This window comes from Xanthomonas sp. 1678 (assembly GCF_031455575.1).
GTDB lineage: Bacteria > Pseudomonadota > Gammaproteobacteria > Xanthomonadales > Xanthomonadaceae > Xanthomonas_A.
Genome location: NZ_JAVDSZ010000005.1, coordinates 265,777 through 287,392 on the forward strand (window position 1 = coordinate 265,777; position 21,616 = coordinate 287,392).

Here is a 21,616-nt window from a genome sequence, read left to right on the forward strand (position 1 = left end):
GCTAACGCGCGCTCCGGTTGCCCCTCACCCGCACGTCAGGCGCCCTAACAAACCTGACCGACCTCTCCAGGCAGCCTTACCAAGAGACCGTTGACTGCGAGGCGCGTCAGGACGAGGGCGTCATCTTCATCAAGGTCGTCGCAATGCCCTACGAAGCTGCGATCGAGTTCGACGTGACGCAGGCTCGCGCTTTTGCGCAGAAAATCTTGTCGGCTGTCGAGATCGTCGAGGCAGGTTGGTTAGGCAGATCCAGTCGCTAGCCAAACATGATTGCATCTCATCGTCAGCTCATGCACTGCAGCGCGGTTTAGCGTTGGCGACGCGGCCCAGCGTCTAAGCCAACGCCGCGCCGCGGCGCTCGGGTTCGCGCGCGTGCAGGAAGCGGGTGAACAGCTCGCGCGGCTGCTCCAGCCCGCACTCGCTCAGCAGCATGGCGATGTTGCCGCGGTGGTAGGCGCCGTGCGCCAGCACGTGGAACAGCACTTCCTCGCGGGTCATGCGGCCGGCATCGCCGTCGGTGAAGCGGAACGCGAGCGACTGCTGCAATGCGGTTGCGTCGAGCCGGGCGATGTAGCCGGCATACCACCGGTCGGATTCGGCGACGGCCGCGTGCAACGCCTCCAGTTCCGGCGTCTGCGGCGTGTTGCTGGCCGTAAACGCATGCGTGCCGCCGTCCAGGTGCGCGGCGAAGATCCGGTCCACGACATAGGTATGGTTCAACAGCCGGATCGCGCGCAGGCGTTGCGCCGGATACGCGGCCGCATCGATCTGCGCCAGCGCCTGCAGCAGTTCGGCATTGGCCCAGGCCTTGAAGGCGAATTGCGATGCGAGCAGGGAAGCGGTCATCGGGATGTCCTTGGCGCGTGTCATCGATTCCCGGGCACACCTCCCGGGCTCGGAAAAAGTATCTGTCCACTCGCTTTTCCTTGCTACCTGCAGGTGCAAGGACGGCCTGTGGCTTGAGCCTGACTGCAGCCACGCAGCCTACGGGAATCGGTGGCGGCCTCTCTAGCGCGCGCGCTGACTGAAAGCGACGCTGCCCAGGATCAGCACGCCGGCCAGCAGCATGCTCCAGGTCAACGGCTCGCCCAGGATCGACCACGACAGCAGCGCACCGAAGACGGGGACCAGGTAGGTCACGGTGGACGCGCGCGCCGGCCCGATGCGCTGGATCAGCCGGTAGTACATCAGGAACGCCAGGCCGGTGCAGACCACGCCCAGCGCGCCGGCGCAGGCCCAAGCCGCCGCCGGCACCGGTGCGGTCGGCCAGTGCGTCCATGCCAGCGGCGCCAGCAGCAAGGCGCTGCAGCCCAGGGTCGAGGCCGCCGACGCGGCCGGCGGCAGGTCGCTCATGTAGCGCTTCACCAGGCTGTAGCCGATGCCGTACAGCAGCGAGGCGGTGGCGCCGGCGAACGCGGCCGGCCCCACGCTCAGCCCGGCGGACTTGCCGGTGGCCAGCACCACGATGCCGACGAAGCCGATCAGCAGCGCCACCGCGCGCCGCGCGCCGATCTTCTCGCCGAAGAACAGGAACGCGATCAGCGCAGTGAACAGCACGGTCATCGCGTTGCAGATCGCGCCGATCGCGGCCGGCGCATGCTGCGCGCCCCAGGCGAACAGCAGGAACGGCAGCGCGGAGTTGAGCAGCCCGATCGCCGCCAGGGTCGGCCAGCGCCGCAGCGGAAAGCGCGCGCGCGCCATCCACAGGAACGGCAGCAGCACCGTCGCCCCCAGCGCCAGGCGCAGTTCCACCAGCGCGTAGGCGCCGAACTGCGGCGCGGCCACGCGCATGAACAGGAACGAGCAGCCCCAGACGATGCCCAGGAACAGCAGCTCCAGCGGCGTGCGCCAGTCGCGCACCGCCGGCGCCGGAAGGTGGTCGGCCGGATCGCCGGACGCGGGGTTGGCTGCATTCACCGTGCTGTCTCCTGGTTCGTTGTCGATGCCGTCGCGTGTGGCGGCGCCTGTGCGCCTGCAGCCACACGGGCAAACGGGTCACGAGAAGCGGGGGCCGCGCCGGTACGTGGCCCGCGCCGGCCGCGTATCTTGCGCATGGCTGCCAGGATCGCGCGCCGTCGCAATGCCCACAAGCGCGTAGTATCGTCGCGAGCCACAAATCTGCCGCGTGTCTGCCGATGCAATTGCGCCCTGCCCTGTTGCCCGCGCTCGGCGTGTTCGCCGCCGCCGCGCGCCACCAGAACTTCGCCCATGCCGCGGAGGAACTGCACCTCACCGCCAGCGCGGTCAGCCACCATGTGCGCAAGCTGGAGGCGCTGCTCGGCGCGACGCTGTTCCAGCGCCACGCGCGCGGGGTCAAGCTGACCGCCGAGGGTCGGCAGCTGGCCGATGCGGCCAGCGCGGCGCTGGCCGATATCGCCGCGGTGGCCGGCAACCTGCACCCACAGGCCGACACAGCGCCGCTGCGCATCACCACGCTGCGCTCGCTGTCCTACTGCTGGCTGCTGCCGCGGCTGCCGCGCTTCTGCCAGGCGCATCCGCACGTGCGCCTGGACATCCAGACCGACGCAGCGTTCTCGCGCTTCGAGGACGGCGGTCCGGAGTTGGGCATCCGCTACGGCCAGGGCGCGTGGCCGGGGCTGACCTCGCACCACCTGATGGACGACGAACTGTTCCCGGTGGCCTCCCCGGCGCTGCCGCAGCTGGCCACGCTGCGCCATCCCGAACAGATCGCGCAGCTGCCGCTGCTCAGCGACATGTCGCCGCAGGGCTGGCGCGACTGGTTCCGCGCCGCCGCGGTGCGCGGCGTGGCGCTGCCGCCGATGCACACCTTCAACGACAGCACCGACGCGATGCGCGCGGCGGTGTACGGCGTCGGCGCGGTGCTGGCGCGCAAGCACATCGCGCAGCCATACCTGCAGCGCTACGAACTGGTGCGGCTGCCCGGCCCGGCGTTGAAGGCGCGCTACTCCTACTACATCGTGCACCCCGGCCACCGCCTGCCCAGCCCGGCGGCCAGCCAGTTCATCGACTGGCTCAAACGCGAGGCGCTGGACGAACGCACGCCGATGCCGGCGCTGCCGGCCGAACTGCTGGGGCTGCCGCCGGGGGCGAGCTAACTGTTCTCGCCTGGCTGCGCTTTTGTAGGAGCGGCTTCAGCCACGACAGGCGTTACCGATGGATCCTGTCGCGGCTGAAGCCGCTCCTACAAAAGGCCATCGCCCGAAACTGGACTTCCCATACGGCGCTTGACACGCGGCCGTCAATGCATCATTAATTAGCTAATTCGTTAATTATCTAATCCCTGATGTCCATCGATCGTGTGTTCGAAGCCCTCGCCTCCCGCCCGCGCCGCGAGATCCTCGCCTACCTGTCGGCGCAGGAACTCAGCGCCGGGCAGATCGGGCAGCGCTTCGCGATGAGCGCCCCGGCGATCTCGCGGCACCTGTCGGTGCTGGAAGCGGCCGGCCTGGTGTCCAGCGAGCGCCGCGGCCAGTTCGTGGTGTACCGGCTCACCCCCGACAACCTGGTCAACACGCTCAGCGGCTTCGCCTTCGAGGTCTGCCCCACCGCCGGCCCACTCAAGCGCGAAGCGCGCAAGCTGGCCAAGAAGAACGCCTGAGCCCCTTCCCGCAACGGCCACAAGGAACCCGCCGATGTCCATTGCCCCGCCCAGGGATCGCGCCGCCGCACAGACCGGCTTTCCGTCCGTGCGCCTGGCCTCGTACAGCGGCGGGCTGCCGGTGGAAGTGACGCTGATCGCGCAGCTCGGCGCCGGCGCCGGCGACCCGCTGATCGCCCAGGCCTGCGTGCGCCAGCGCGCGCATCCCAGCTTCCACGACGCGCTGGACGAGCCGTCGGCGCGTCTGGCCGGCACCGATTTCGCCAACGGCGAAACGACCTCGCTGTTCTCCTTCGCGGTCGGCGCGAACGGGCATCCCTTCCATCGCCACGCCGGGCACCGCATGTTCACCGCGATCACCGGCAGCGGCGGCGCGCAGTTGCGCTTCTGCACCGCGTCGATGGCGCAACTCGAGCAGGACCCGCAGCATTTCCTGGCCGCGCTGCGCCATGTCGACCTGCCGGCCGACTGCCTGTTCACCGTGCGCTTCGGTGGCGGCACCTGGCACCAGTTCGCGCCGTTGCGCGCGCACGCGACGCATCCGACGTTCTTCGCCCTGTCCTGCCACAGCGACGAGGCCGGCGGCGATCTCGCCGCCGAGGTCCGCGCGCAAGTGCTGGCCGGTACCGCCGACATCGCCACGCTGACCGAACTGCTGCCGGACACGGTGACCGCGCTGCTGGCATCGCCGCAGGCGCGGGCGCTGCAGGTGCCGACGGTGCGCCTGTCGCTGTCGGCTTCGCCCGGCAGCCGCCGGCTGGCCTGGTGCGCGAGCCTGCGCGCGCTCAGCGGGCGCCTGCGCCAGGCGCTGGGCCGCTGGCGGCACCCGCCCGGCTTCGTCGCGCTGGCGCCGCGGCTGGCGGCGGTGCGTGCGCACCCGCAGCCGGTGCCCGGTTCGCTGCTGTGGCGCGAACTGCCGGCGCACGATCATCAGGACAGCGTGCGCCTGCGGCTGCAGGCGCACCAGGTGCACCAGCACGGCGCGCATGCGCTGATGGTGGCGCTGCTGGAGGGCTTCATGCAGCGTCCGCCGCTCGGCGTGACCTGGTTGATGCGGATCCGCAACACGCTGGTCGCGCCGCTGCGGCTGCGCACCTCGCCGCTGGGCTGTCCGGTGTCCTCGCTGCTGTCGCCGCAGCGCGAGCGCCTGTTCGCCGGCCGCTTCCCAGTGCTGGACCAGGCGCATGCCGCGCACGACCGGCGCGCGCAGGTGCTGCTCGGCGCCGACGACCGCCATCTGCTGTTCCGCAGTTGCGTGGGCGTGGCACTGGACGAGGATGGCAGCGTCGAACTGAGCCTGGACACGCGCGTGGCCTGCCGCAACTGGTTCGGGCGCCTGTACATGGCCACGATCGCGCGCGCGCATCGCCACTACATCGCCCCGGCGATGCTGCGCGCGGCGGCCGACGCGCTGCTGTCGCCGGTGCTCGACGCGGCGGTGCGGGAGCAGGCCGCACGCGCATCCTGAGACGTCATCACTTCGCCTTAGCCGGCGCCTGCCTAGCCTTGCTTTCCCCTACCCAGAGAACGGCCCATGCCCCTGCTCCGTATCCGCATCACCGGCAGCGAAGACGACGCCCGCGCCATCATCAACCTGCTCGGCAGCCTGGAAGGCATCGAGCACGTCGAGGAGATCGACGACCTGATGAACCATATGGACGACGACGATTCCAGCTCCGCCGGGCTGCCCGACGACCAGGGTCCCGGTACCCACGAGGTCGAGATCGAGGCCGGCAACCTGGCCACTGCACAGAAGGTGCGCGAGGCGGTGGAGGCATTGGCCTTCGACCTGGAAGTGATCGTGGAGTTCGAGCAGGACGAAGGCTAGCGCGTTCTCTCTCGGCTGCCCAAGGACTGTAGGAGCGGCTTCAGCCGCGGCGGCTTACCGGTAGAGCCCGTCGCGACTGAAGTCGCTCCTACAAGAGACACATCGGCAGCACCGGCTTCCTAGATGCGCCTGCGGCGCCGGCGCAGCCAGGCGATCAGCCACCAGAGCACCGCGCCAAGCAGCAGGAACGGGGTCAGCGCCGCGATCACGCGGATCGCCCAGGCGGTGGCGGAGGCGAAGATCGCGCCGGTGTCGGCGAAGGCTTCGCCGATCTCGCTGCGGCCACGTTCGCCGTCGGGCGTGGCGAACTGCAGGGTCAGCCGCTGCGTCTCGATGCGCCGACGATGCTGCGCCGCGTCCTGACTTGCCGCCAGCAGCTGCGTGTCGAGTTCGGCCATTTTCGCCGACAGGCTCATCATGTCGGCCACGCTGAGGTCGCGCCGCTGCTGGAACTCCTGCAGCCGCCGCTGCTCGGCCTGCAGCCGCTGCTGCAGGGCGGCGTTGTCCTGCACCGCCTGCGCCAGATCCTCGGCGCGGGTGCTGCGGCTGCCGATCTCGCCGTCGCTGCCGGCCTGGGCGATCAGCGGCTCGACCCCGGCGGGCACGATGCGCACGCTCAGCGAGGCCTGCGGATGCTCGCCACCACGCTGTTCCACCGACAGCACGTTGCAGGCGCCGAAACGCCCGCTCAGGCAGCTGTCCTGGGCCTGCTTGAGCCGCGCCTCGATCTGCGCCGCCGGCAGTTGCACGCTCACCTCGTGCTCGTAGGCCAGCATCGCCGCGCGTCCATCCGCGGTCGGTGCCGCCGCGGACGCTTCGGCCGCACCGCCGACGCTGTCGGCGTGCTTGGAACAGCCGCCCGCGGCCAACGCCAGCAGCAGCACGCCCCAGTGCAAGGGCCGCGCCCTCACAGGCTCGCCCCGTCCACGCTGTGCACCTGCAGCGCCGTCAGGTCCACCTGCGGCAGGCAGCGCACGTTGACCGCCACCGTGGCCTCGCCGGTCTTGGGGTGGGTGCCTTCGCTGAACGGGGCGATGCCGCAACCCGGGCAGTGATGATGGTCGATGTGCAGGCGATTGAAGCGGTAGGTGCCCAGCGCCTCCGGCGCATTGCGCAGCGACAGCGCCGTGCGCGCGCCGAACCACAGCAGCCCGCCGCGGCGCCGGCACATGGAGCAGTTGCAGTCGTAGACCTCGGCGATCGGCGCCTCGGTTTCCAGTTCGAATGCGATGCGGCCGCAATGGCAGCTGCCCGAGTAGTTCATCCCTGCACTCCGAGGACCAAGAAGAAGCGCAAGGGTAATCCAACGGCAGGTGCGCGCGCAGCGGCGGCCGCCTATGCTGGCGGATCGACCCACTATAGGAACCCCGATGCGCAAGCACCTGCTCGCCGCCGCCCTGCTCGCCGCCCTCGCCGGCTGCCAGAAACCCGCCGATGCCCCGACGACGGCGTCCGCCGCCGCGCCCGGCAGCGCCGCCGCGGCCGCCGACCCGGCCGCCGACACCGCCTTCGCCGCGCTGTCCAAGCGCGCCGTGGACACCTGGATGCAGCTGTCCCCGGTCGGCGCCACCCAGACTGGCGACCACCGCTACGACAGCGAACTGGACGACCTCAGCGCCGCCGGCCGGCAGAAGAGCCTGGACGCGAGCAAGCAGCTGCTGGCCGAACTGGACAAGCTGGACATTGCCAAGCTCTCGCGCGAGAACCAGGTGGACGCGGCGATCCTGCGCAACCAGTTGCAGTCGGACATCTGGAGCAGCGAGGTGGCGCAGAGCTGGGCCTGGGATCCGCAGGTCTACAACGGCCTGGCCGGCGGCGCGATCTACGGGCTGATGGCGCGCGAATTCGCGCCGCTGCCGGAGCGGCTGAAATCGGCCACCGCGCGCATGGAGAAGATCCCGGCGCTGTTCGCGCAGGCGCGCGCCAACCTGGACCCGGCGCGGGTGCCGCTGATCAACGCGCAGACCGTGGCCAAGCAGAACCAGGGCATCCTCAGCATCGTCGACACCTTCATCGTTCCGCACGCCAAGGAACTGCCAGAGGCCGACGCGCAGCGCCTGCAGGCGGCGATCGACGGGCTGAAGCAGGCGGTGGCCGAACAGCAGACCTGGCTGGACAAGACCCTGGTACCCAACGCCAAGGGCGATTTCCGCATCGGCGCGGAGAAGTACGACCAGAAGCTGAAGTTCGCGCTCAATTCCTCGCTGTCGCGCGCCGAGATCAAGCAGCGCGCCGAAGCCGAGCTCAAGCGCGTGCGCGAGGAGATGTATGGCATCGCCCGCACCGTGCTGAAGGACACCCCGAACGCGCCGGCGCTGGTCGATGCGCCGAGCGACGCGCAGCAGCAGGCGGCGATCGAGGCGGCGCTGGAACTGGCCTACGCGCAGCATCCGGCGCGCGACAAGGTGGTCGACGACGCCAAGGCTTCGCTGGCGTCCTCCACCGAGTTCGTGCGCAGCAAGAACCTGCTGACCCTGCCCGACGCGCCGGTGGACATCATCCTGATGCCCGAGTTCCAGCGCGGCGTGGCGGTGGCCTACTGCGACTCGCCCGGCCCGCTGGACAAAAACCTGAAGACCTTCTACGCGGTGTCGCCGATTCCCGACGACTGGAGCGCGCAGCAGGCCGAATCGTTCCTGCGCGAATACAACGGCCGCATGATCCACCTGCTGAGCATCCACGAAGGCGTGCCCGGCCATTACGTGGAAGGCTGGCACTCGGCCAAGTTCCCCTCGACCCTGCGCGGCGTGCTGCGCTCGGGCGTGTTCGCCGAGGGCTGGGCGGTGTACACCGAGCGGATGATGCAGGAGCAGGGCTACCTGGACAACGATCCGCTGTTCCACCTGGTGCAGCTGAAGTTCTACCTGCGCACCCTCGCCAACGCGCTGCTCGACCAGGGCGTGCACGTGGACAACTGGAGCAAGGAACAGGCCATGCAACTGATGGTGCACGACACCTTCCAGCAGCAGAGCGAAGCCGAGGGCAAATGGGTGCGTGCGCAGCTGACCTCGGCGCAGCTGCCGACCTACTTCGTCGGCGTGCAGGAACACCTGGACCTGCGCAAGGCGATGCAGGCCAAGCTCGGCGACACCTTCGACCTGAAGGCCTACCACGACCAGGTGCTGTCCTACGGCGCGCCGCCGGTGCGGTTCGTGCGGGAGTTGATGCTGGACGAGCCGATCCAGTGAGAAGCCGGGATTGGGGATTCGGGAGTCGGGATTCGTAGAAGCGGTCCACCGCGCCCGATGACCTCACGCGATCCAACTGGAGAAAAGCCCCTCTTGAGTCAAGGGGGGCGCGCCGACAGGCGCGGGGGATCTGGATGGTGATGAGCTGGGGCCCACGGTTTGCGTAGCAAACTGTGGGGGCGACAGCGCGAATGCGCTGACGCCGCGCGCTAGCGCGCTCCTACGAATCCACCCGTCTGCCGCGCCCACAGCCGTGCGTACAGGCCGCCGCGCGCGACCAGTTCGGCGTGGGTGCCGGTTTCGACGATCGCGCCCTGGTCCATCACCACCAACCGGTCCATCCGCGCGATGGTCGACAGCCGGTGCGCGATCGCGATCACCGTCTTGCCGGCCATCAGTTCGTCCAGGCTGTCCTGGATCGCCGCTTCCACTTCCGAATCCAGTGCCGAGGTCGCCTCGTCCAGGATCAGGATCGGCGCGTCCTTGAGCAGCACGCGGGCGATGGCGATGCGCTGGCGCTGACCGCCGGACAGCTTGACCCCGCGCTCGCCGACCTGCGCGTCGTAGCCGCGCTGGCCCTCGCCGTCCACCAGTTGCTCGATGAACTCGGCGGCGCGCGCCTTGGCCACCGCGGCGCGCAATTGCGCCTCGCTGGCGTCGGGCCGGCCATACAGCAGGTTGTCGCGGATCGAACGGTGCAGCAGCGAGGTGTCCTGGGTGACCAGGCCGATCTGCCCGCGCAGGCTTTCCTGGGTGACCGCGGCGATGTCCTGGCCGTCGATCAGGATGCGTCCGCTCTCCAGGTCGTACAGCCGCAGCAGCACGTTGACCAGGGTCGACTTGCCGGCGCCGGACGGCCCGACCAGGCCGATCTTCTCGCCGGCGCGCACCTGCAGGTCGAGCCCGGCGATGACCCCGCCGCGCTTGCCGTAGTGGAAATGGATGTGCTCGAAGCGCACGTCGCCGCGCTCCACGCGCAGCGGCACCGCGTCGGCGCGGTCCTGCACCTGCGCCGGCTGCGCGATGGTCTCCATGCCGTCCTGCACCGCGCCGATGTCCTCGAAGATGCCGTTGACCGTCCACATGATCCAGCCGGACATGTTGTGGATGCGGATCACCAGACCGGTGGCCAGGGTGATCGCGCCCACGCTGATCTGGCCGCGGCTCCACAGCCACAGCGCCAGCGCGCAGGTGGCGGCGATCAGGAAGCCGTTGGCGACGGCGATGGCGGTGTCCATCGCCGTGGTCATGCGGGTCTGCCGGCGGTGCTTGGCCGCCAGCTCGCCGATCGCCTCGCGCACGTAGCTCTGCTCGCGCCCGGCATGCGAGAACAGCTTCAGCGTGGCGATGTTGGTGTAGCCGTCGACGATGCGGCCCATCGCCTTGGAGCGCGCATCCGAGGCGATCCACGCGCGCTTCTTCATCCGCGGCACGAAGTACACCATCAGGCCCACGTAGACCAGCAGCCACACCAGCAGCGGCGCCATCAGCCACGGGTCGGCCTGGGCGAACAGCCACAGCGCGCTGCCGGTGTAGACGGCGATGTACCACAGCGCATCGACCATCTGCACCGCCGACTCGCGCAGCGAGGTGCCGGTCTGCATGACCCGGTTGGCGATGCGCCCGGCGAAGTCGTTCTGGAAGAAGCCCAGGCTCTGCCGCACCACGTAGTTGTGCATCAGCCAGCGCGAGCGGTTGCTCAGCCCGGGCACGATGGCCTGGTTGACCAGCAGGTTGTGCAGCGCCACGAACAGCGGCCGCGCCACCAGCACGATGGCGGCCATCCACAGCAGTTCGCCGCCGTGGCGGTGGAAGAATTCCGGCCCCGGCCGCTCGGCTAGCATGTCGACGATGCGGCCGAGGAAGTCGAACATCGCCACTTCCACCAGCGCCAGCAGCAGCCCGGCCACCAGCGTGGCCAGCAGCAGCGGCCACAGCGGACGCAGGTAATGCAGGTAGAAGCGCGCCACGCCGCGCGGCGGCATCTCGGTCTCCACCTTCGGGAAGACCTCGATCAGGGATTCGAACCAGCGGAACATCGAAAAACGCCAACGACCAACGGGGCGCCAGGGTAGCCTATCGCGCGTCAAGCGCAGAGCGCAGAGCGCGGACGGCGGCGTCCGCGAACGGGAACCGCCGACATCCGGCGCGCTTCGCCACGCACGCGCGGGCCGGGCGGCGCCACGCGCATCCCCGGCTCGCAACCTAGCCGCGGCCGCTTGCGCTGCGCAGCGCGGCTACTGGCACTGCACCGCGTCGCCCGCATCCGCGGCGCCGGCGACGATCTGGATGCGGGTGAAGGCGGCCGCGAACGGCGCATCGGCATCGATCGCGAACGGCATGTCGATGCCGCCCAGGTCGGCGCCGCGCTTGGCGAAGCAGGCCAGCGGCACGGTCACGGTGCGCTTGCCGCTGCCGGCGGCGGCCAGCAGCGGGCCGATGTCGATACCGTCGCCGCAGCCGCGCAGGCAGCCCAGGCGCAGCGTCACCGGCGCGCTGGGCGCGTGCTCCACCACCACGTCGAACTGCAGCGCCGCGTGCGCCTGCGCCATCGCGGTCAGGTTCTGGCCACCGGGGCTGCTGGCGAACAGTCGCGCCGGCGCGTGCTAGGTCACCTGCTTGGCGTCCTGCTGGGTGCTGACCTGCACCGTGCGCACGCTCAGCGCAGGCTCGGGCTGCGGCCACTGCAGTGCGGTATTGAGATCGGCGCCGAGCGCGTGCTCCTGGCCGCGCGCGGCGAGCTTCAGCGCGAACGGCGGCGCATCGCGCAGGTTGAACACCGGCAGCGTGGTGGCCGCGCCGCAATTGTCCGGCAGCTGCACCGGCAGCGCGCCGACGCGGCCGCCGCGCGCGTAGCGCAAGCCGTAGCCGACCGCGAACAGCGGCGGACGCGCCGGATCGGCCGGCGCCACCGGCGGCGGGCAGGCCTGCGCCGGCCACGGGAAGCTCAGCTGGCCGCGGAAATCGTGCGCGCCGCCGAACAGCACGTCGGCCACGCCGCCGCCCTCGCTGCCCGGCAGCCAGGCGGCGACGAAGGCCTGCGACAGGTTGAGCAGGTCGTTGACGTACAGCGGCCGCCCGGACAACAGCACGGTAATCACCGGCTTGCCGGTCGCGGCCGCGTCCTGCAGCGTCCTCAGGTCCTCCGGGTGGCGCTGGCTGTGCGCCATGGTGCTGGAGGCGACGATGTCGCCGCTGCCCTCGGCATACGGGGTTTCGCCGATCACCGCGACGATCGCGTCGTAGCTGCCCGGTTGCGCCGCGGCGACCGACTCGGCATAACGCACCTGCGCGGCGCCGCCGACCTCGCGCAAGCCGGCCAGGATGCTCTGCGCATTGGGGAAATCGGCGTTGCCGTTGTCGGTGCCCTGCCAGGTCAGCGACCAGCCGCCGGCCTGGTCGGCGATGCTGTCGGCGCGCCTGCCGACCACCAGCAGGCGCTGGCCGCGGCGCAGCGGCAACGCGCTGCGCTCGTTCTTCAGCAGCACCAGCGATTCGCGCACCGCGCGCCGCGCCAGGTCGCGCTGCACCAGCGCATCCTCGCGCCCGGCGTAGCGGCTGGCGGATGGCGCGTGCGCGAACAGCCCGGCGCGCAGCTTGACCCGCAGGATGCGCCGCACCGCATCGTCGATGCGCGCCTGCGGGATCTGCCCGGACTGCACCTGGGCCACGGTGTTGTCGATGAACGCCTTCCAGTCGTCGGGCACCATCACCATGTCCACGCCGGCGTTGATCGCCTGCGCGCAGCTGGCATTGCTGCAGCCCGGCACCTGGCCGATGCCGTTCCAGTCGGAGACGACGAAGCCGTCGAAGCCCATCTTCCGCTTCAGTGCCCCGGTCAGCAGCGGTTCTGCGCCGTGCATCTTGCCGTAGTCGACGCCGGCGCCGACGTCGTTCCAGCTGCTGTAGGACGCCATCACCGTCTGCACCCCGGCCTCGATCGCGCCGTAGTAGCCCTGCCCGTGCACGTTGACCATCCGCGCCTTGTCGATCCGCGCCACGCCCTGGTCGCGGCCGTGCTCGGTGGCGCCGTCGCCGAGGTAGTGCTTGGCGGTGGCCAGCACGCTGGCATCGTCGCCGAGCCGGCCCTGCATGCCGCGCACGTAGGCGGCGGCGTAGCTGCGCACCAGCGCCGGGTCCGACGAGAAACTCTCGTAGGTGCGCCCCCAGCGCGGATCCTCCGCCACCGCCAGGGTCGGCGCGAACGCCCAGGCGATGCCAGTGGCGCGGCTGGCCTCGGCGGTGGCGCGCGCGACCTGCTCGACCAGCGCCGGGTCGCGCGCCGCGCCCAGGCCGATGTTGTGCGGGAACAGCGTGGCGCCGTACACGTTGCTGTGCCCATGCACCGCATCGGTGCCCCAGACGATGGGAATCGGCACCTGCGCATCGGTGCGCATCGACGCCTGGTAGTACGCGTCGGCCAGCTGCAGCCAGTCCTGCACCCGCGCGTGCTTGTTCTTGCCCGGCCACGAACCGCCGCCATTGAGCACCGAGCCGATGTAGTACTGGCGCACCTGCTCGGGCGTGATGGACTTGATCTCGGCCTGGGTCATCTGCCCGACCTTCTGCGCCAGGGTCATGCCGCCCAGGATCTGCGCGATGCGCGCCTCGCTGGCCGGATCCTGCGCGACCGCACTGCGCAGCGCCGGCCAGTCGCGCAGCGGTGCCGGCGCCGGCGCGGCCGGCGGCGCGGCGTCGGCCACGGCGGCGAGGCTGGCGGCGGCGAGCAGCGCGCGGGCCCAGGGGTGCGGTGTGGACATGCGGTTTCCTCCATCGATGGGCGGCCGGGCGCCGCGCAGCAGCGCGGCGCCCGGTGCGGCGTACGCGGCCGCCGGTTCAGAGCTTGTAGCGGAAGCCGAGCAGGTACTGGCGGCCGTACTCGGTGTATTCCTCGGGCAGGAACACCGTCGACGCGATGCCGGCGGCGCTGACCTCGGTGCGGAACGCCTCGTTGGTCAGGTTGTTGACCTGGAACATCAACGACAGCCCCTTGAGCCTGCCGCTGTCCGGGAAGTCGTAGCTCAGCTGCAGGTCGGTGACGCGTTCGCTGAGCGTGTTGCGGTAGCTGCGCTGGCCGAACAGCGATCCGTACTCGCCGCGGTAGGCGTCGCGGTAGCGCTGGCTGACGCGCGCGCTGAACCCGTGCTTCTCGTAGAACAGCGTGGCGTTGGCGACGATCTTGGACAGGCCGGGAATGGTGTCGGTGCCGGGCGAGTTGTCGCTGGGATCGGGGTCGATCGACGACTCGGTGTAGGAACCGTTGACCTGCACGCCGAAGCCGTCCAGGCGCTCGCTGAACACGTCGCCGGTGACGCTGGCGGCGAACTCGATGCCGCGCATGTAGCCGCCGCTGCCGTTGGCCCAGGTGCTGAAGGTGCCGATGTTGGACACCGGGGTCTGCCCGTCGGGGTTGTAGCCGGTGAAGTCCCAGGTCAGGTTCTGCCGGTAGATGTAGGTCTGCAGGTCCTTGTAGAACAGCGCCAGGCTGACGTAGCTGGCCGAGCCGAAGTATTTCTCCAGCGACAGGTCGAGCGCATCGGCGCGGTACGGCTGCAAGGTCGGGTTGCCGCCGCTGCCGCTCCACAGCCCGGTGCTGGTGTCCACCGCGGCGCTGGCGTCGGCGCTGAGGTAGTTGATCGGCGGGCGCATCAGCTGCTTGGCCGCGCCCAGGCGCGCCATCCAGCCGTCGCCGAAGTCGAACACCAGGTTCAGGCTCGGCAGCGCGTCGTGGTAGCGCGCGCCCAGGGTCTGCGCGCCGACCACCGCACCGCCGCTGGCGTTGAAGCCGGTCGACGACTGGTCGGTGCTGATGTACTGCAGGCCGGCATTGCCGCGCACGCGCACGCGCTCGCCCAGGTCCATGTCGATGTTGGCGCGCAGATAGTAGGTGTTGACGTCCTCCTCGACTACGTAGTCCTTGCGCAGGTCGTCGTTGCTCTCCGACAGGCTCACGTCGTAGTAGCGCGACAGCAGCGCGCGCGGATCGAAGCTGAGGATGTCGCCGATGCCGGCGAAGCCCAGCGAGGTCGGCGCATACAGCAGCGACGGGTCGACCAGGGTCGGCGTGCGCCCCGGCAGGTCGGCGAAGTACACGTCGGCGCGCTTGTCCTTGCTGCGCCGGTTGACGTTCACGCCCAGGTCGAAGCTGCGCACCAGCGCGGTGTCGACGTCGTAGTTGAACTCCAGGCGGCCGGCCTTGATCTCGTCCTTCTGCCAGGAATTCTCCACCCGCCCGTCGTGCCCCCACTTCTGCGGGTCCCACAGATACACCGCGCCGGGGTCGGCCAGGTCGGCGAGCGAATAGCGCGCGAAATCGTTGCTCAGCGGCAGCTCGAAGCCGATGTCCTGCGGATCGGCCAGTCCGGCGTAGGTCTCCAGCTGCGACTGCCGGCGCTCGGCGCGCGAGTAGTTCAGGTCCAGGCTCAGCGACCAGGGCGCGAAGCGCAGCGTGTTGGTCCAGCCGACCGAGAGCAGCTTGTCCTCGCGGTCGTTGCGGTCGTTGCGCAGCACCGGCTGCACGCCGCTCAGCGTGCCCTGGGTGATGATCGGCACGCCCTGGCGGTCGCTGGTGACGATGTCGCGATAGGCGACCTGCTGGCCGAGCGCGTTACTGAAGTCCGGCGCGTTGGACCACATCGCGCCGTGCATCGTCTCGTTCTGCTCGAACTTGGACCAGTAGCCGTCGAGCACGCTGTGGAAGTGCTCGTTCGGCTTGTACTCCAGCGTGCCGATCACGCCGTCGCGGGTGAGTTCGCGCGACTTGATCCACGCTTCGGAGCCCTGCAGCGCGACCGCGCCCGGCGGCTTGCCCGGCTGCGTGGCGCCCCAGCTGTCCGGATTACCCCACCACCATGCCTTGTAGTGCTTTTCCTGGAACGGCGAATTCAGCCGCGCCACGCCCAGCGCCACGCCGATGGTGTCGCCGGCGAACTGGTCCACGTAGGACGCCGCCGCGCGGTAGCCGGTGTCGTGGCCGTCGTCGCCGAGCTTGCCGAAGGAATTCTTCTCGCCGTTGCCGCTGACCACGATGCGGCGCTCGTCCAGGTCCAGCGGGCGGATCGTCTTCAGGTCCACGGTGCCGGACAGGCCCTGCCCGATCACCGCGGCGTCGGCGGTCTTGTAGACGGTGACCGCATTGATCAGTTCGGCCGGGAACTGGTCGAACTCCACGCCGCGGCTGTCGCCGGTGCTGACCTGTTCGCGGCCGTTGAGCGTGGTGCCGACGAACTGCTCGGACATGCCGCGGATGTTGATCACCTGCGAGCGCCCGTCCACGCGCTGGGTGGCCACGCCCGGCAGCCGCGAGATCGAATCGGCGATGCTCACGTCCGGCAGCTTGCCGATGTCCTCGGCCGAGATCGCCTCCACGATCAGCGACGATTCGCTCTTGGTCTCCACCGCCGTCTCGATGGCATGGCGGATGCCGGTGACGCGCACCGCGTCCAGCGTGCCGACCGTGTCCTGCTGCGCCGGCACGGCCGGGCTGGCGGTTTGCGCGTGCGCCTGCTGCAGCGCGGCGATGCAACAGGCCACGGCCAGCAGCCGCCGTGCCGGCACGCCGCGGCGTGCGCGGGCGACGAAGAATTCCTGCATCCCCTTCATGTGCTGCCCCTCCCGGCATTTTTGACAGCGCTGTCATACGCGCTGTATCCAGTGCGGTCAATCCCGGTAGGAGCGCGCAATGCCGCAGCCAAGCAAATTCATGACGTTCTTCGCCGATGCGGCGTCGCGCCGCATGGAATCGTTGCGGCGCAACACGGGGTTTGCGCGGCGTTTCGCGGCCGCGCGCGCTATGCGGCGAGGCGCTGCGCGTGCCTGTTGCGGCGCCCTGCTCGGCGTCTGCTGCAGCCTCGCCGTGGCCACGCCACCAGCGCCGGCCGATACGATCCAGGTCTGGATCACCACCCACGATCATCGCCAGGCGCTCGCACCGGCGCCGGCCGCGACCTGGACCACGCAGGCGCACGCCGACATCCGCATCGATGCCGCGGCGCGGCGCCAACGTATGCTCGGTTTCGGCGCATCGATCACCGACGCCTCGGCCTGGGTGCTGCAGCAACTGCCGCCGCCGCGCCGCGACGCGCTGATGCGCGAACTGTTCGGGCGCGCCGACGGCGGCCTGGGACTGAGCTTCGCGCGGCTGACCATCGGCGCCTCGGACTTCTCGCGCCACCACTACAGCCTCGACGACACTCCGGACAACGCGCCGGACCCGGCGCTGGCGCACTTCAGCATCGCTCCCAACCGCGACGACGTGCTGCCGATCGCGCGACAGGCGCTGGCGATCAATCCCGAGCTGAAGATCATGGCTTCGCCGTGGAGCGCGCCGGCGTGGATGAAGACCAGCGGCAGCCTGATCGGCGGCACGCTCAAGCCGGAGTACTACGACGCCTTCGCCCGCTACCTGCTGCGCTACGTCGATGCCTATGCGCAGGCCGGCGTGCCGATCTTCGCCCTGACCCTGCAGAACGAACCCGGCTTCACCCCCAAGGACTATCCGGGCATGCGCCTGGAGGCGAGCCAGCGCGCGCAATTGATCGGCCGCCACCTCGGCCCGCTGCTCGACGCGCGCCGCGATCCGCCGCTGATCTTCGACTGGGACCACAACTGGGACCAGCCGCACGAGCCGCTGGCGGTGCTCGCCGATGCGCAGGCGCGGCGTCATGTCGCCGCCGTCGCGTGGCACTGCTATGCCGGCGATCCCGCCGCGCAGAGCCCGGTGCAGGCGGCCTACCCGGACAAGGACGCCTACATGACCGAGTGTTCCGGCGGCGATTGGGAACCGCTGCGCAGCGGCGGCCTGACCCTGCAGGCGCGGCGGCTGATCGTGCAGTCGGTGCGCCACGGCGCGCGCGGCGTGCTGTTCTGGAACCTTGCGCTGGACCTGCAGGGCGGGCCGCATGCCGGCGGTTGCGACACCTGCCGCGGCGTCGTCGACATCGGCGCGGACGGCGAGCGCGTGGTGCGCACCGACGAGTACTATGCGCTCGCCCATGCCAGCCGCTTCGTGCGGCCGCAGGCCTGGCGTATCGATTCCAGCGAAGGCGGCGAAGACGTGGACAACGTGGCGTTCCTGAATCCCGACGGCTCGCGAGTGCTGGTGGCGGTCAACAGCGCCGACCGCGAACGCACCGTGGCGGTGGCCGATGGCGCGCGCGGCTTCCGCTACACCCTGCCGGCGCGCAGCATGGCGAGCTTTGTCTGGGCGGCACCGGCGGCGGGCGCGAGGCGATGAGCAAACGCGCGACGCAGGGCCTGCGCATCGAGGACGTCGCCGCGCGCGCCGGCGTCTCGATGAAGACCGTGTCGCGGGTCATCAACGGCGAGCCCAACGTGCGCGAGCAGACCCGGCGCAAGGTCGAGCAGACCATGCAGCAATTGAGCTATCAGCCCAACCCCTCCGCGCGCAGCCTGGCCGGGCAGCGCTCCTACGCGGTGGCACTGGTCTACGACAATCCCTCGTACTACCAGATGGAGATCCAGAACGGCGTGCTCGAGGCCTGCCGCGCGCAGCGCTACACGCTGATGCTGGCGCCGGTGGACCGCAGCCGCCCCGACCATGCCGATGCGCTGGTCGCACTGGCGCGGCACCAGCACATCGATGGCCTGCTGCTGATCCCGCCACTGACCGACGATGACGCGCTGCTGCGGCGCCTGGATGCGGAGCGCATCGCACTGGCCTGCATCTCGCCGCGGCGGCAGCGCCATTGGCCCGGCGTACGCCTGGAGGAACGGCGCGCCGCGCGCGAACTGGTCGGCGAGCTGGTGCGGCTCGGCCATCGCCGCATCGCCCACATCCGCGGCCTGCCCGGCCACGGCGCGACGCAGTGGCGCCTGGCCGGCTATCGCGATGCGCTGGCCGCCGCCGGCATCGCCTACGACGAGCGCCTGGTGGTGCCGGGCCGCTTCGACTTCGCCTCCGGCATCGAGGCCGGCGAGCGCCTGCTCGGGCAGCGCCATCGGCCCAGCGCGGTGTTCGCCGCCAACGACGAGATGGCCGCCGGCGTGCTGCGCAGCGCCAGCCTGCGCGGGCTCGGCGTGCCCGCCGACCTGTCGATCTGCGGCTTCGACGACACCCTGGTCGCACAACAGGTGTCGCCGGCGCTGGCGACGGTGCAGCAACCGCTGCAGCAGATGGGCCGGCGCGCGCTGGAACTGCTGCTGGCGCGGCTGCGCGCGCCGCAGCCTGCGGCCTGCGAGACCCTGCCGTACCGCCTGTTGCTGCGCGGCTCGCTGGGCCCGCCCGCCGCACAGCGCTGAGCAACGATGCTGCGCGCGCAACGCGTGGCCGGCTGCATGCCGTCCCGGCGATCCTGCAGGCAATACCGCAAATGGCCGGTCGAATAACTGGCACGATCGGCGGCATCGCCGGTTAGCGGGACGAGGGGGTCGCGCTGGTACACGCCGATACCGGTGCCGACGCCGGAGGATCGATCGCGACTGCTTGCCGCTGCGCGAGTATCCCTGTGACCGGTGCCGCGATAGGGCTTCTTGTAGGAGGGACTTCAGTCGCGACTGCCACCGAAGCCGACGGCCTTCGGCTTCGATGTCGCGACTGAAGTCGCTCCCACAACAAAGCTGCACGTGCCGAACGCCATTCGCACGGCCGGTTCGGCTCCCTGTGGGAGGGACTTCAGTCCCGACTGCTGCCGAAGCCGGATGCCTTCCGATTTCGGGGTCGCCACTGAAGTCGCTTCCACAACAAGCGGCGCGCGAAAGCCATCCGCGCGGCCGCCCTTGCTTCTGCAGTCGGGACTTCAGTCCCGACTGCCACCGAAGCCGACGGCCTCCGGCTTCGGGGTCGCGGCTGAAGCCGCTCCTACAGTCAATCGGCTTGGCGATCGGCGTCTATTTCTGACGCAGCGGGCCATCTCGAAACGAGGCAGCAACCAACAGCAGCGCAGCAGCCACCGCACTCATTCCGTGCGGTGGCAGCACACGCACAGTTTGTTCCCGTCCAGGTCGCGGAAGTATGCGCCGTAGTAGTCCGGGTGGTAGTGCGCGCGCAACCCGGGCGCGCCTTCGCAGCGCGCGCCGTGGGCCAGCGCCAATGCATGGCAGCGATCCACCTGCGCTCGGCTCGCTGCCTGCAGCGCGAGCATCTGCCCATTGCCCGGCATGGCGGACTCCCGTCGAAGGCGCGGCCGATCAGCAGCAACGGCCGCGGCGAGTCCGGCGCCGTCCAGCCGGCCCAGCCGCGCACGTCGTCGCGGAACGTCAGCTGCAGCCCCAGCACCTGCAACAGCGGCGCGTAGAACGCGAATGCGGCCGGGAAATCGTTCACCCCCAGATGCACGTGCGAGAGCATCGGCACCGCCGAGCTCACGACGCGTCGGCGACCGGGGTCAGCAACAGATCCTGGAAATCGAAGCTGAAATCGGTCAGCGGCGAGATCGCGTCCATGCGCACCTCGCGCACCTTGCCGTCGGGCGTCAGCGCGAAGTTGACGAAGGCATCGGCGTTGAGCGAGCGGTCGCGCCAGCGCACGATGAAGGTGTCGTGCTGCCAGTGCTCCAGCGTGCCAACCAGCTGCGCGGTCTTGCTGAAGCGCAGTTCCAGCCGCTTGCCGCGCTGCACGATCGCCACGTCGCCGTACCACGGATCGCGGTAGGTGCCGGCGTAGCCGGCCAGCGGCAACGACGGCGTGGAGGTGGCGTCGCGCGCGGCCTGGTGCTTGCTCCAGTCCTCGTCGGCCTTGTGCTCGGCCTTGGCCACCGCCGCGGCGTAGGCGGCGGTCCAATCGGTCGCCGGCGCACCGAGATAGGCGTCGAGCACCTGTAGGGTGAGCGCGTTGAACGCCGCGCCGACTTCCTGGTTGGTCAGCACGATCACGCCCAGCCTGCGCTCCGGCACCAGGGTCAGCCGCGACACCATGCCGGGCCAGCCGCCGGTGTGCCAGACCAGCTTGTTGCCGCGGTAGTCGCTCAGGCTCCAGCCCTCGCCGTAGCCGGCGAAGTTGGGCTTGGCCGGCAGCAGTTCCGGCACGCTCGGCTCGGCGATGGCGATCGGGGTGATCACCTGCCACATCTCCTGCTGCCGCTGCGCGCTGAACAGGCGCCGCTCCTGGCCGTCGGCCACCGGCAGGCGCCCGCCGTCGAGCTGCACCTGCATCCACTTGGCCATGTCGTGCACGTTGGCGTAGATGCCGCCGGCACCGGCATTGTTCGACCAGGTCAGCGGCGGCACCGTGCGCAGCTCGCGGAAATCGAACTTGGCATGGCCGACCGCGGCGCGATCGCCGGGCTGCAGGTGGTCGCTGTTGATGCGCGCGCCGCTCATGCCCACGGGCACGAAGATGCGCTGGCGCACGAACTCGGCGTAGGACTGCGCGGACACCTGCTCGATCACCTTCTGCGCCACCGCGTACAGGATGTTGTCGTAGGCGTAGCGGTCGCGGAAACCGCCCTTCAGCGGCACCTGCGCCAGGCGCCGCACCACCTCCTCGTTGCGGTAGCCGGTCGCCGGCCAGAACAGCAGGTCGCCGGCGCCCAGGCTCAGCCCGCTGCGGTGGCTGAGCAGGTCGCGCAGGCGCATCTCGCGGGTCACGTAAGGGTCGGACATCTGGAACCACGGCAGATGCTCGATCACCCGGTCGTCGAGCTTGAGCTTGCCCTCGTCGGCCAGGATCGACAGCGACGCGGCGGTGAAGGCCTTGGTGTTGGAGGCGATCGCGAACAGGGTCTGCGCGTCCACCGGCTCCGGCTTGCCGAGTTCGCGCACGCCGTAGCCGCGCTCCAGCACCACCTGCCCGTCCTTGACGATGGCGATGGCGATGCCCGGCACGTCGAACTGCTTGCGGACCCGTTCGACCCGCGCATCCAGATCCTGCAGCGCCGGCGGCAACGCCGCCTCCACCGGGGCAGGCGCCTGCGCCTGCGCGGTGGCGCTCATCGCCAGCAGCAGGCCGCAGCCCATCGACATGCTTTTCAAATCCATCGCTCCTGAAATCAAAGAAAGACGCCGCTACCGGCGCCGCGCGCGGCGTCCGCAGCGCAACGCGCCGCCGATGGCCACTCCGAC

The 21,616-nt window shown here is 70.1% G+C and carries 17 protein-coding genes and 1 pseudogene; 8 read left to right on the forward strand and 10 right to left on the reverse strand.

The window, feature by feature from the left end; genetic code table 11:
* Positions 1-17: 17 nt before the first annotated feature.
* On the forward strand, positions 18-260 hold the full coding sequence (locus J2Y70_RS11890; RefSeq protein ID WP_309917552.1) for a hypothetical protein: 243 nt from the start codon (positions 18-20) through the stop codon (positions 258-260).
* A 73-nt stretch (positions 261-333) separates the two neighbouring features.
* Here J2Y70_RS11890 and J2Y70_RS11895 read toward each other — a convergent pair whose 3' ends face one another.
* Together J2Y70_RS11895 and J2Y70_RS11900 are read right to left on the reverse strand one after the other, a co-directional pair.
* A complete protein-coding gene (locus J2Y70_RS11895) occupies positions 334-846 on the reverse strand; it encodes a DinB family protein (RefSeq protein ID WP_309917555.1) in 513 nt (170 codons plus the stop codon).
* 162 nt (positions 847-1,008) lie between these two features.
* Positions 1,009-1,917 (reverse strand): DMT family transporter, encoded by a 909-nt coding sequence (locus J2Y70_RS11900; RefSeq protein ID WP_309917558.1) that lies wholly within the window; start codon positions 1,915-1,917, stop codon positions 1,009-1,011.
* Between the two features lie 218 nt (positions 1,918-2,135).
* Here J2Y70_RS11900 and J2Y70_RS11905 point away from each other — a divergent pair, with 218 nt between their 5' ends.
* The 4 genes from J2Y70_RS11905 to J2Y70_RS11920 all read left to right on the forward strand — a co-directional run bounded on the left by J2Y70_RS11905 (position 2,136) and on the right by J2Y70_RS11920 (position 5,408).
* On the forward strand, positions 2,136-3,077 hold the full coding sequence (locus J2Y70_RS11905) for a LysR substrate-binding domain-containing protein (RefSeq protein ID WP_263395072.1): 942 nt from the start codon (positions 2,136-2,138) through the stop codon (positions 3,075-3,077).
* A gap of 188 nt (positions 3,078-3,265) precedes the next feature.
* Complete coding sequence (locus tag J2Y70_RS11910; RefSeq protein ID WP_309917563.1) at positions 3,266-3,580, forward strand: metalloregulator ArsR/SmtB family transcription factor; 315 nt, start codon at positions 3,266-3,268, stop codon at positions 3,578-3,580.
* A gap of 34 nt (positions 3,581-3,614) precedes the next feature.
* The gene (locus J2Y70_RS11915; protein ID WP_309917567.1) at positions 3,615-5,048 is read left to right on the forward strand and encodes a DUF2867 domain-containing protein; all 1,434 of its coding nucleotides are present in this window, start codon (positions 3,615-3,617) and stop codon (positions 5,046-5,048) included.
* Positions 5,049-5,114: 66 nt separating this feature from the next.
* The gene (locus J2Y70_RS11920; protein WP_309917570.1) at positions 5,115-5,408 is read left to right on the forward strand and encodes a hypothetical protein; all 294 of its coding nucleotides are present in this window, start codon (positions 5,115-5,117) and stop codon (positions 5,406-5,408) included.
* Between the two features lie 119 nt (positions 5,409-5,527).
* Here the strand turns inward: J2Y70_RS11920 and J2Y70_RS11925 are convergent, their stop codons facing one another.
* Both J2Y70_RS11925 and J2Y70_RS11930 read right to left on the reverse strand, forming a co-directional pair.
* Positions 5,528-6,304, reverse strand: coding sequence for a DUF4349 domain-containing protein (locus tag J2Y70_RS11925; RefSeq protein WP_309917573.1), 777 nt, complete (start codon positions 6,302-6,304; stop codon positions 5,528-5,530).
* A gap of 11 nt (positions 6,305-6,315) precedes the next feature.
* Positions 6,316-6,672: a GFA family protein gene (locus tag J2Y70_RS11930; protein ID WP_309917576.1), complete on the reverse strand. Its 357-nt coding sequence runs from the start codon at positions 6,670-6,672 to the stop codon at positions 6,316-6,318.
* 106 nt (positions 6,673-6,778) lie between these two features.
* Here J2Y70_RS11930 and J2Y70_RS11935 point away from each other — a divergent pair, with 106 nt between their 5' ends.
* Entirely contained in the window at positions 6,779-8,596 is a 1,818-nt protein-coding gene (locus tag J2Y70_RS11935) for a DUF885 domain-containing protein (RefSeq protein WP_309917579.1), read from the forward strand.
* Positions 8,597-8,805: 209 nt separating this feature from the next.
* Here the strand turns inward: J2Y70_RS11935 and J2Y70_RS11940 are convergent, their stop codons facing one another.
* From J2Y70_RS11940 to J2Y70_RS11955, 4 genes are all read right to left on the reverse strand, one after another.
* The gene (locus J2Y70_RS11940; protein ID WP_309917582.1) at positions 8,806-10,635 is read right to left on the reverse strand and encodes an ABC transporter ATP-binding protein; all 1,830 of its coding nucleotides are present in this window, start codon (positions 10,633-10,635) and stop codon (positions 8,806-8,808) included.
* 198 nt (positions 10,636-10,833) lie between these two features.
* On the reverse strand, positions 10,834-11,187 hold the full coding sequence (locus J2Y70_RS11945) for a putative glycoside hydrolase (RefSeq protein ID WP_309917747.1): 354 nt from the start codon (positions 11,185-11,187) through the stop codon (positions 10,834-10,836).
* Positions 11,188-11,202: 15 nt separating this feature from the next.
* The gene (locus tag J2Y70_RS11950; RefSeq protein WP_309917585.1) at positions 11,203-13,356 is read right to left on the reverse strand and encodes a glycoside hydrolase family 3 protein; all 2,154 of its coding nucleotides are present in this window, start codon (positions 13,354-13,356) and stop codon (positions 11,203-11,205) included.
* Between the two features lie 76 nt (positions 13,357-13,432).
* Positions 13,433-16,198 carry a TonB-dependent receptor gene (locus J2Y70_RS11955; protein ID WP_309917588.1) on the reverse strand — a complete coding sequence of 922 codons (2,766 nt, stop codon included), beginning with the start codon at positions 16,196-16,198 and terminating at the stop codon, positions 13,433-13,435.
* Positions 16,199-16,451: 253 nt separating this feature from the next.
* On the opposite strand from J2Y70_RS11955, the gene J2Y70_RS11960 reads away from it, so the two are divergent.
* A complete protein-coding gene (locus J2Y70_RS11960) occupies positions 16,452-17,831 on the forward strand; it encodes a glycoside hydrolase family 30 beta sandwich domain-containing protein (protein ID WP_309917591.1) in 1,380 nt (459 codons plus the stop codon).
* The gene (locus tag J2Y70_RS11965; RefSeq protein WP_309917594.1) at positions 17,828-18,856 is read left to right on the forward strand and encodes a LacI family DNA-binding transcriptional regulator; all 1,029 of its coding nucleotides are present in this window, start codon (positions 17,828-17,830) and stop codon (positions 18,854-18,856) included. The genes J2Y70_RS11960 and J2Y70_RS11965 overlap by 4 nt, the downstream gene beginning before the upstream one ends.
* 656 nt (positions 18,857-19,512) lie before the next feature.
* On the opposite strand, the pseudogene J2Y70_RS11970 reads toward J2Y70_RS11965, so the two are convergent.
* Positions 19,513-19,922: pseudogene (locus J2Y70_RS11970) on the reverse strand (VOC family protein).
* Positions 19,919-21,526 (reverse strand): serine hydrolase, encoded by a 1,608-nt coding sequence (locus tag J2Y70_RS11975; RefSeq protein ID WP_309917597.1) that lies wholly within the window; start codon positions 21,524-21,526, stop codon positions 19,919-19,921. The pseudogene J2Y70_RS11970 and the gene J2Y70_RS11975 overlap by 4 nt, the downstream one beginning before the upstream one ends.
* Between the last annotated feature and the right edge of the window lie 90 nt (positions 21,527-21,616).